At 63.4% G+C, this 10,470-nt stretch carries 12 protein-coding genes; 10 read left to right on the top strand and 2 right to left on the bottom strand.

Translation table 11 applies throughout. The features are described from left to right. The first annotated feature begins 460 nt into the window (after positions 1–460). From mdcA to madM, 9 genes are all read left to right on the top strand, one after another. Positions 461–2,131 (top strand): malonate decarboxylase subunit alpha, encoded by a 1,671-nt coding sequence (gene mdcA, locus AC09SL_RS23055; RefSeq protein WP_058544370.1) that lies wholly within the window; start codon positions 461–463, stop codon positions 2,129–2,131. Then, the gene (locus AC09SL_RS23050) at positions 2,132–3,007 is read left to right on the top strand and encodes a triphosphoribosyl-dephospho-CoA synthase (protein WP_064106882.1); all 876 of its coding nucleotides are present in this window, start codon (positions 2,132–2,134) and stop codon (positions 3,005–3,007) included. Further along, positions 3,007–3,306 (top strand): malonate decarboxylase subunit delta, encoded by a 300-nt coding sequence (locus tag AC09SL_RS23045; RefSeq protein WP_058544221.1) that lies wholly within the window; start codon positions 3,007–3,009, stop codon positions 3,304–3,306. Before AC09SL_RS23050 ends, AC09SL_RS23045 begins: the two co-directional genes overlap by 1 nt. Then, positions 3,299–4,150: a biotin-independent malonate decarboxylase subunit beta gene (locus tag AC09SL_RS23040; protein WP_058544220.1), complete on the top strand. Its 852-nt coding sequence runs from the start codon at positions 3,299–3,301 to the stop codon at positions 4,148–4,150. The genes AC09SL_RS23045 and AC09SL_RS23040 overlap by 8 nt, the downstream gene beginning before the upstream one ends. Next, the gene (mdcE, locus tag AC09SL_RS23035) at positions 4,147–4,950 is read left to right on the top strand and encodes a biotin-independent malonate decarboxylase subunit gamma (RefSeq protein WP_058544219.1); all 804 of its coding nucleotides are present in this window, start codon (positions 4,147–4,149) and stop codon (positions 4,948–4,950) included. The genes AC09SL_RS23040 and mdcE overlap by 4 nt, the downstream gene beginning before the upstream one ends. Beyond that, positions 4,944–5,567: a malonate decarboxylase holo-ACP synthase gene (locus AC09SL_RS23030; RefSeq protein WP_058544218.1), complete on the top strand. Its 624-nt coding sequence runs from the start codon at positions 4,944–4,946 to the stop codon at positions 5,565–5,567. Before mdcE ends, AC09SL_RS23030 begins: the two co-directional genes overlap by 7 nt. Then, entirely contained in the window at positions 5,564–6,484 is a 921-nt protein-coding gene (mdcH, locus tag AC09SL_RS23025) for a malonate decarboxylase subunit epsilon (RefSeq protein ID WP_058544217.1), read from the top strand. Before AC09SL_RS23030 ends, mdcH begins: the two co-directional genes overlap by 4 nt. A 67-nt stretch (positions 6,485–6,551) precedes the next feature. Then, a complete protein-coding gene (gene madL / locus AC09SL_RS23020; protein WP_058544216.1) occupies positions 6,552–6,944 on the top strand; it encodes a malonate transporter subunit MadL in 393 nt (130 codons plus the stop codon). 5 nt (positions 6,945–6,949) lie between these two features. Next, positions 6,950–7,714, top strand: coding sequence for a malonate transporter subunit MadM (gene madM / locus AC09SL_RS23015; protein ID WP_058544222.1), 765 nt, complete (start codon positions 6,950–6,952; stop codon positions 7,712–7,714). Between the two features lie 118 nt (positions 7,715–7,832). Here madM and AC09SL_RS23010 read toward each other — a convergent pair whose 3' ends face one another. Then, a complete protein-coding gene (locus AC09SL_RS23010; RefSeq protein WP_058544215.1) occupies positions 7,833–8,747 on the bottom strand; it encodes a LysR family transcriptional regulator in 915 nt (304 codons plus the stop codon). A gap of 284 nt (positions 8,748–9,031) precedes the next feature. On the opposite strand from AC09SL_RS23010, the gene trhA reads away from it, so the two are divergent. Further along, positions 9,032–9,649: a PAQR family membrane homeostasis protein TrhA gene (gene trhA / locus AC09SL_RS23005; protein ID WP_018609564.1), complete on the top strand. Its 618-nt coding sequence runs from the start codon at positions 9,032–9,034 to the stop codon at positions 9,647–9,649. A 23-nt stretch (positions 9,650–9,672) separates the two neighbouring features. Here trhA and AC09SL_RS23000 read toward each other — a convergent pair whose 3' ends face one another. After that, positions 9,673–10,392, bottom strand: coding sequence for a 16S rRNA (uracil(1498)-N(3))-methyltransferase (locus AC09SL_RS23000; protein ID WP_058544214.1), 720 nt, complete (start codon positions 10,390–10,392; stop codon positions 9,673–9,675). Positions 10,393–10,470: the final 78 nt, after the last annotated feature.

Here is a 10,470-nt window from a genome sequence, read left to right as displayed (position 1 = left end):
GCGATGGCAGCCGGCCTGGCTCTTGCGGGTGTACCCCAACCAGATTTGTGTGAGCAGGACCTGTGGGAGCAAAGCTTGCTCGCGAGGCGGCCTGACAGCCGACCTGCGATTGCAGGTGTACCCAATCCAATTGTGTGCGGGCTTGCTCGCTAAGGCGGCGGCACATTCTGCATTGATGCAATCTGACCCATCGCTATCGCGAGCAAGCTTTGCTCCCACAGGATTAGCGGTGAGCACTGATCTTATAAACGACCTATGTGGGAGCGAACCTGCTCGCGATAGCGGAGTGTCAGGCAACAACAATGTTGACTGATTCGACGCCATCGCGAGCAAGCTCGCTCCCACAAGGATGGCGTTCAATCATTACTCCAACCGTAACGATCCGCCGTCGAGCTTGATTGATGCCCCCGCCACAACACTCCTAATGTGACCCCCACGACAGCGAACCCGTGGAGTGGTCATGACAACAACAATATCCCCCGACTCGCGCTGGACGCGGCGGCGCAGCGAAAAGCAGCGGCGTCTCGGGCTGGTGAAGGGGCTTGCCGACGGTGTGGTACTGCCCACCGACAAGATCGTCGCGGCGCTGGAGGCGTTGGTCCTGCCCGGCGACCGTGTGGTGCTGGAGGGCAATAACCAGAAGCAGGCGGACTTCCTTTCCCGCTCCCTGGCGAAGGTCGACCCTTCGAAGCTGCACGATTTGCACATGATCATGCCCAGCGTCGGGCGGTCCGAGCACCTGGACCTGTTCGAGCGCGGCATCGCCCGCAAGCTCGATTTCTCCTTCGCCGGCACCCAGAGTCTGCGCATCAGCCAGTTGCTCGAAGACGGCCTGCTGGAAATCGGCGCGATCCATACCTACATCGAACTCTATGCCCGGCTGGTGGTGGACCTGATTCCCAACGTGGTGCTCTCGGCCGGTTTCATGGCCGACCGTGCCGGCAATATCTACACCGGCCCCAGCACCGAAGACACGCCGGCGCTGATTGAACCGGCGGCCTTCAGTGATGGCATCGTCATTGTCCAGGTCAACCAGTTGGTGGACGACGTCAGTGACTTGCCACGGGTCGACATCCCAGCGTCCTGGGTCGATTTCGTGGTGGTGGCCGACAAGCCGTTCTACATCGAGCCGCTGTTCACCCGCGACCCGCGCCATATCAAGCCTGTGCATGTGCTGATGGCGATGATGGCGATCCGCGGGATCTATGAAAAACACAACGTCCAGTCGCTCAATCACGGCATCGGGTTCAACACTGCCGCTATTGAACTGATCCTGCCGACCTACGGCGAATCCCTCGGCCTGAAGGGCAAGATCTGCCGCAACTGGACCCTCAATCCACACCCGACCCTGATTCCGGCCATCGAAAGTGGTTGGGTCGAAAGCGTGCATTGCTTTGGCACCGAACTGGGCATGGAAAACTACATCGCCGCCCGGCCGGATGTGTTCTTCACCGGCCACGATGGCTCGCTGCGCTCCAACCGCATGGTCTGCCAACTGGCCGGGCAGTACGCGGTGGACCTGTTCATCGGCGCCACCCTGCAAGTGGACGGCGACGGCCATTCCTCCACCGTGACCCGTGGCCGATTGGCCGGCTTCGGCGGTGCGCCGAACATGGGCCACGACCCGCGCGGTCGTCGTCACGGCACGCCGGCCTGGCTCGATATGCGCCACGGCGATGGCGAGGCGCCGTTGCTCGAACGCGGCAAGAAGCTGGTGGTGCAGATGGTCGAGACGTTCCAGGAGGGCGGCAAACCGACCTTCGTCGAGACACTCGATGCGGTGGACGTGGCGAAGAAAGCCGGCATGCCCCTGGCGCCGATCATGATCTACGGCGACGACGTCACCCACCTGCTGACCGAAGAGGGCATCGCCTACCTGTACAAGGCCCGCTCCCTGGAGGAGCGCCAGGCGATGATCGCGGCCGTGGCCGGCGTTACTGCCATTGGCCTGCGCCACAACCCGAAAGACACCGCGCGCATGCGCCGCGAAGGGCTGATCGCCTTGCCCGAGGACCTCGGCATCCGCCGCACCGATGCCACCCGCGAGTTGCTTGCAGCCAAGAGCGTGGCCGATCTGGTGGAATGGTCCGGTGGCCTCTACAACCCGCCCGCCAAGTTCAGGAGCTGGTAAATGCACGCCTTCAACCTGCAACCGAAAAAACTGTCCTTGGCCGAGCGCCTGGCGGATATGGCGGTGGATGCGCTGATCGACGAAGCCGACCTCTCGCCTAAACCGGCCTTGGTGGACCGGCGTGGCAATGGCGCCCACACCGACCTGCACCTGGGTCTGATGCACGCCTCGGCACTGTCGCTGTGGCCGGCGTTCAAGGAAATGGCCGAAGCCGCCCTTGACTGTGGCGAGATCGGCTTGCCGCTGCGCGAAGCCCTGGGACGCATCGGCCGTGAAGGTGAAGCCGCGATGCTCGTCACCACTGGCGGCGTCAACACGCACCGGGGTGCGATCTGGGCCTTGGGCCTGTTGGTCGCTGCGGCAGCGCTGGAATCTGAATCCAGGGTCGCTGGCGCCGTCACTTTACGTGCTGCCCGGCTGGCCTTGCTCAACGACCGTTATGCGCCCCAACCCTTGAGCCATGGCGCCCAGGTAGCCCAACGCTACGGCGTACGCGGTGCCCGGGAAGAAGCGCAACTGGCGTTTCCCGCGGTGACTGGCCTGGGCCTGCCGCAGCTCAAGCGCAGTCGCGCGGCGGGCGCGGGAGAGCAGAACGCCCGGCTCGATGCCTTGCTGGCGATCATGACCACCCTGGCCGACACCTGCGTGCTCTACCGCGCTGGCGAGCCGGGTTTGCAGGCCATGCAACAGGGGGCCAAGGCTGTGCTCGATGCCGGTGGCAGTGCGAGCCTGGGCGGTCGTCGCCAATTGCACGCGCTGGACCAACAACTGATTGCCTTGAATGCCTCGCCCGGTGGTGCTGCCGACCTGCTCGCCGCCTGCCTGTTCCTCGACCGTATCGAACGCGGCGATGGCCTCTTCCCTGGAGTGTGCTGATGGAAACCTTATCCTTTGAATTCCCCGCCGGGCAGCCGCCTCGGGGCCGGACGCTGGTGGGCTGTGTCGGTTCGGGCGACCTGGAAGTACTGATCGAACCCGGCCTGGCGGGCAAGCTGACCATCCAGGTGCAGACCTCGGTCAACGGCAGTGAACAACGCTGGCAGCACCTGTTCGCCCGCATGTTTGACGGCCAGACACCGCCGGCCTTGTCTATCGACATCCACGATTTCGGCGCTACCCCCGGCGTGGTGCGTTTGCGCCTGGAGCAAGGCTTCGAGGAGATCGGCCATGACTGACAGTGCAGCGTTGCTCAACAAGCACAGCTTCGTCGAACTCGGCGCCCGGCAACGGGCGAAAGCCTTGCTCGATGACGGCACCTTCCGTGAACTGCTCGACCCGTTCCAGCGGGTCATGTCGCCGTGGCTGTTGCGCCAGGGCGTAGTGCCGCAAAGCGACGACGGGGTGGTGATCGCCAAGGGCACGCTCGATGGCCTGCCCGTGGTAATCGCCGCCATTGAAGGCGCGTTCCAGGGTGGCAGCCTCGGCGAAGTCGGCGGGGCGAAAATTGCCGGTGCGCTGGAACTGGCCGCCGAGGACAACCGCAAGGGCATCCCGACCCGCGCCGTGTTGCTGCTGGAAACCGGCGGCGTGCGGTTGCAGGAGGCCAACCTCGGGTTGGCGGCGATTGCCGAGATTCATTCGGCGATTGTCGATCTGCGCCAATACCAACCGGTGGTCGGCGTGGTGGCTGGCAGCGTCGGCTGCTTTGGTGGCATGTCCATCGCCGCCGGGCTGTGCAGTTATCTGCTGGTGACCCAGGAAGCGCGGCTGGGCCTGAACGGCCCACAAGTGATCGAACAGGAGGCCGGGATCGACGAATACGACTCCCGTGACCGGCCATTCATCTGGAGCCTGACCGGCGGCGAACAGCGTTTCGCCAGTGGGCTGGTGGACCGTTACGTCGCCGATGATGTGGCGCAGATCCGCCAACAGGTCGGCCAGTTGCTGCATCAGGGCATTGCCGCCGAACACCGCAGCGGCCAGGCCGAGCTATTCCTGCAACGTCTGGCCCGCCTGGACACAAAAGTGCAAATCGAACCGGCTACGGTTCGCCAGCTGTATCAGGGAGAACGCCCATGAGTGCCTATTCGTTGAGAGGCTTGCGCTGGTTCGAGGCCTTGGGTGGCGACGCCAAACCGCTGGAAGGCTTGCCGGCTTCGTTGAAAGTCGCTGACGTCCGGCTGGGCGAGCAAACCGTGCGCCTGCTGGCCGTGGTGGCGGATCCCGACAGTCGCTTTCCCCGTGCTCGCAATGGCGAAGTCGGTTTGCTGGAGGGCTGGGGCCTGGCTAAAGCGGTGGACGATGCTATCGACGCCGACCGCGAGGCAGTCAACAAGCGTCCGCTGATCGCCATTGTCGATGTACCGAGCCAGGCCTACGGCCGGCGTGAAGAAGCCCTGGGTATTCATCAGGCCTTGGCCGGTGCGGCCGACAGTTACGCCCGCGCCCGATTGGCCGGACATCCGGTGATCGGTTTGCTGGTGGGCAAGGCCATGTCCGGGGCGTTCCTGGCCCACGGCTACCAGGCCAACCGGCTGATTGCCCTGCGCGACCCGGGCGTGATGGTCCACGCCATGGGCAAGGCCTCGGCGGCGCGGGTGACCCTGCGCAGTGTCGAAGAGCTTGAGGCGTTGGCTGCCAGCGTGCCGCCAATGGCTTATGACATCGACAGCTTTGCCAGCCTGGGCCTGCTGTGGGAAACCTTGTCGGTGGAGCAGATCGAGCAACCGACGGCGGCGGATCTGGCTCGGGTAACGGATTGCCTGCAACAGGCGATCAACGATGTTGCCGGGGCACCTCGGGACTTGAGCAGTCGCCTCGGTGCGACCCATCGCGCGGCTTCCAGCACCGTGCGCCAGCTGCTGAGAGCGCAGTGGTGAATAGGTATCTGGCCCATGACCTGCTCTGGGGGCTGACCCCGGGGCAGCTGCCTGCGGGTGCGCCGGCATGGGTGGTCGAATCGATTGCCGCCGGTCAACCGGTGGTGGTTCGACGCGCGCTGACGGCACCGGATCAAATCGCGGTCGGCGTGCGCGGGCGCTTGCGCGAGCAGCGTTATGCAACGTCGATGGCGGTCGCGGCGATTTCCCGTCGTGTAAGGCCGGAAGATCTTTGTCATGTTCCGTCGACTCGTGACTTGCCAGCCCTGCAAGCGCTGTCCCGCCTGCGTCCGCTGCTCGATGCCAGTGGCTGGGTCTGGGGCGTCAGCGGCAGCGCCGGGTTCGAGCTCGCCACGGGCGTCGAGGCGCTGCATGAACGCAGCGACCTGGATTTGATTCTGCGGGCGCCGCACGTTATCGACCGACTCCAGGCCAAGGAGTTGCTGGCGCAACTGGATGCTTCGGTCTGCGCCGTGGACCTGCAATTGCAAGCGCCCTGCGGTGCCGTCGCCTTGCGCGAGTGGGCGGGTTCGTCGCGGCGGGTCCTGCTCAAGGATGATGTTCAGGCACGGCTGGTGAGCGATCCTTGGCAGCCTTCATTGGAGCAAGTCGCGTGAGCAGCCTCTTCGTCTTTCCCGGCCAGGGTGCGCAGCGCGTGGGGATGCTCCATGGCCTGGCGCCGCAAGTCCTCGACGAGGCAGGTGACGTGCTCGGTGAGGACGTGCTGCAACTGGACAGTGCCGAGGCCTTGCAATCGACCCGCGCCGTGCAACTGTGCCTGTTGATCGCCGGCGTGGCAGCGTCGCGCCGATTGCTGGAACTGGCCCCTGCGCCGGATTACGTGGCGGGGCTGTCCATCGGTGCTTATCCGGCAGCGGTAGTGGCCGGAGCGCTGGGGTTCGAGGATGCTTTGCGACTGGTCAGCCTGCGGGGCGAATTGATGCAGCAGGCGTACCCGCAAGGCTATGGCATGACCGCGATCATCGGCCTGGACCTCGCGGCAGTGGAAGCGTTGCTGGCGCAGGTGCACAGCGACCGTACCCCGGTCTATCTGGCCAACATCAACGCCGATAACCAGGTGGTCATCGCCGGCAGCGACGAGGCCATGACCGACGTTGCCAGGCAAGCGCGAAGCCTGGGGGCCGGGAAGGCCTGTCGGCTGGCGGTGAGTGTGCCGTCCCATTGCCCGTTGCTGGAAGCACCGGCCCGGGCATTGGCCCAGGCATTTGCCGACGTGCCGTTGAAAGCACCGGCCTTGGGTTATCTCAGCGGTAGCCGCGCACGACCGGTGATCGACACCGAGGCCTTGCGCGACGACCTGGCGTTCAACATGTGCCGCGTGGTGGATTGGCGCGGTACCGTGCAAAGCGCTTACGAGCGTGGCGTACGACTGCAAATCGAACTGCCCCCCGGTGCGGTACTGACCGCCCTGGCGCGCCGGGTATTCGAGCAAGGCACTGTCATGGCTTTCGACGGCGCCCGGCTCGACACCTTGCAAGCGCTGTTGCGTGAGGAGGGAAACCGCCAACCCTAAACCACCGACTCAAGCTGGCGAAGCACAAAAACAACAACTTCGACGATGCACTTTGAGGACTACAACAATGATTATCTACGGTGTGGCATTTCTGGCCTTTTGTACCCTGACGGGTATTTTTATCGGTGAGCTGCTGGGCAAGTTGATCGGCGTGCCGGCCAACGTCGGCGGCGTCGGCATTGCGATGCTGCTGTTGATCGGCCTGGGCAGTTACCTGAACAAGCGCGGCCTGTTCAAGGGCAAATCCGAGGCCGGCGTGGAATTCTGGAGTGCGATCTACATCCCCATCGTGGTTGCGATGGCGGCGCAGCAAAACGTCTACGGCGCGCTCAAGGGCGGGCCGATGGCGATCCTGGCCGGGACCCTGGCGGTGGTGATTGCCTTTGCGATGGTGCCGGTGCTGGTGCGCATTGGCAACAAAGGGCCTCAGGCCGATGTTTCCGTTAAGACGGTCGGGTGATTGCCATGTACGAATCCATGATGAAAGTCATCACCAGCTACGGCCTGATCAGCGGTTTTGCCATTGTCGGCATCACCATGTGGGTGTCCTACTGGATCAGCGACACGTTCACCAAAGGCCGCCTGCACGGCTCGGCCATCGCCATTCTCCTGGGGCTGGTGCTCTCCTACATTGGCGGTGCCGTGACCGGCGGGCATAAGGGCGTGGTGGACATTCCGCTGCTGTCCGGGATCGGCTTGCTGGGTGGTGCGATGCTGCGGGACTTCGCCATCGTCGCCACGGCGTTTGGCGTGAGTGTCGAAGAACTCAAGCGCGCCGGCTTTGTCGGGGTGCTGGCGCTGTTTGTCGGGGTCGGTACGTCGTTCATTGCTGGCGTGGGCGTGGCAATGGCCTTCGGTTACACCGATGCGGTGAGCCTGACCACCATTGGCGCCGGGGCGGTGACCTACATCGTCGGGCCGGTGACCGGAGCGGCAATTGGTGCCAGTTCCGAAGTGATGGCGCTGTCCATTGCCGCCGGGTTGATCAAGGCGATCCTGGTGATGGTGGCGACGCCGTTCGTGGCACCGTTAATTGGCCTGAATAATCCACGCAGTGCGGTGATTTTCGGTGGCTTGATGGGTACCTCCAGCGGTGTGGCCGGTGGGTTGGCGGCGACCGATCCGAAGCTGGTGCCATATGGCTGCCTGACGGCGGCGTTCTATACGGCGCTTGGTTGCTTGTTGGGGCCTTCGTTGTTGTTTCTGATCATGCGGGGGTTGATGGGGTAAGGCAAAGTCTCTTGCTGACAGGACTGTCCCCATCGCGAGCAAGCTCGCTCCCACATTGGATCGGTGTTCACACATCCCTTGTGGGAGCGAGCTTGCTCGCGATGAAGGCAACACGGTCTCAAGCCTGCCGATTGGCATACATCCGGCACTCAGCCAGCAGCGCCAGCAAATTCGGATCACGCTCCTTGGCCTTCAGGAACACCACGCCGATGCGCTGCTGCAACCGGTACTTTTCCTGCAATGGGATCAGTTTCACCCGGTTTTCATACACCGCCGCAATTCGTCCTGGCAGCAACGCATAGCCCACCCCGGAACTGACCATGCTCAGCAGGGTGAAGATGTCGTTGACCTGCATCGCCACCTTAGGTTCGAACCCCGCCTGCTTGAACACCCGGATACCGTCCTGGTGCGTGGCAAACCCCTGGGTCAGGGTAATGAACGTCTCGTCGCGCACCTCGGCCAGATCGACCTCAGTGCGTTGGGCAAAGGGAGAATCGGCCGGTGTGGCGAGGAAGATGTCGTCGCAAAACAGCTCGATATGCTCGCAGTCCGGGTCGTTCACGCTGTCGTCCAGGGAGATCAGGATCGCGTCTACCTCCATGTTCTTGAGCTTGTACAGCAGGTCGATGTTCGAACCCAGGATCAGGTCGATATTGAGTTCGCTGCGGCGGATCTTCAGGCCCATGATCAGTTGCGGCACGGTCTTGACCGTCAATGAATACAGCGAGCCGAGCTTGAAGCGTTCGGCGGAGAAACCGGCGGCTTCGCGGGTCAGGCGTACGCTTTCGACCACGTCCTGGATCAGCCTCTGCGCCCGCTCTTCCAGCACATAAGCGCTTTCCAACGGCGTGAGGTTGCGGCCTTCGTGCTTGAACAACGGGCAACGCAGGGCACTCTCCAGCGAGTGAATGGCCCGGTGCACGCTGACGTTGCTGGTCTGCAACTCGGCGGCCGCCCGCGCCAGGTTGCCAGTGCGCATGAAGGCCAGGAACACCTCGAGTTTCTTCAGGGTCAATTCTTCGTCGATCAGCATGGGACGGACTCTTATTCGTATTGGCCGATTGTGCCCCATGTCTTCCCAGCGACGCGATTTATGTCGCTTGGAAGCTGTTGTGGCGAGGGAGCTTGCTCCCGCTGGGTGGCGAAGCCGCCCCAAGAATCTTGTGAGCGCTGCGCACTCAAGCGGGAGCAAGCTCCCTCGCCACAGATAAGTCTTTTGCCACAGGTTCGTACTTGGCTGGCTTGAAGCAAAGCATTGCACTTTGGCGCGCCAGGCCTGAGCCTTGGCCTCTGTTCTGGAATGTGAGGTGGGACTGGATGTATCACGGGGAACGACTCAACGCCTGGACGCACTTGGTCGGGGCGGTGGCGGCTTTTATCGGGGCGGTGTGGTTGCTGGTGATTGCCGGTATGGCGGGCGATCCGTGGAAGATCGTCAGCGTGGCGATCTACGGGTTCACCTTGCTGGTGCTGTACAGCGCTTCGACGGTTTACCACAGCGTGCGCGGGCGCAAAAAAGCCATCATGCAGAAGGTCGATCACTTTTCGATCTACCTGTTGATCGCCGGCAGCTATACCCCGTTTTGCCTGGTGACCCTGCGCGGGCCGTGGGGCTGGACCTTGTTCGGAATCGTCTGGGGGCTGGCGCTGATCGGGATACTGCAGGAGATCAAGCCGCGTTCCGAAGCGCGGATCCTGTCGATCGTCATCTACGCGGTGATGGGCTGGATCGTGTTGGTGGCGGTCAAGCCGCTGCTGGCGGCCCTGGGCAGCGCCGGGTTTGCCTGGCTGGCCTCGGGCGGCGTGTTGTACACCGTGGGCATTATCTTCTTCGCCCTCGACCATCGGCTACGCCACGCCCATGGCATCTGGCACCTGTTTGTCATCGCCGGCAGTTTGCTGCACTTCGTGGCGATTCTGTTCTACGTGCTCTAGCGCCATGGGTTCAACATTTGACTCTAGAAATCCCCCCACAGCTGCTGCGCCACCGCCAGCGCCACCACCGGCGCGGTTTCGGTGCGCAGCACGCGAGGGCCGAGGCGGGCGGCGTGGTAGCCGGCGGTCTTGGCCTGTTCGACTTCGGCGTCCGACAAACCGCCTTCAGGACCAATCAGGAACGCCAGTGTCGACGGTTTGTCATGGCTGACCAGCGGCTCGGCCACCGGATGCAGCACCAGTTTGAGCTCGGCCTCGGTCTGCTTCAGCCAGTCAGCCAGCAGCAGGGGCGCGTGGATGATCGGCACGCTCGAGCGCCCGCACTGCTCGCAGGCGCTGATTGCCACCTGACGCCAGTGCAGCAGGCGTTTGTCGGCGCGTTCGTCCTTGAGGCGCACTTCGCAGCGTTCGCTGAAGATCGGCGTGATCTCGCCGACCCCCAGCTCCGTGGCTTTCTGGATCGCCCAATCCATGCGCTCGCCCCGGGACAGGCCTTGGCCGAGGTGAATGCGCAGCGGCGATTCAGGCTGTCCGGCGAACTGCTCGTCCAATTGCACCCGCACGCGTTTCTTGCCGACCTCGGCCAGGGTGCCGCGAAACTCCTGGCCCGAGCCATCGAACACCTGCACGGCATCGCCCTCGGCCATGCGCAGCACACGGCCGATGTAGTGGGCCTGGGCTTCAGGCAGTTCGTGGTCGCCGAGGCTCAGGGGCGCATCGATGAAGAAGCGGGACAGTCTCATACTGAATCTCTGGAAAAGTTAAATGTGTAGAGCTGTGTAGGAGCTATGTAGGAGCTATGTAGGAGCGGTGTAGGAGCG

This window comes from Pseudomonas sp. PF05, from assembly GCF_056521845.1.
The sequence above is the reverse complement of the archived record's forward strand: the minus strand, read 5'-3'. Positions and strand labels throughout refer to the sequence as shown.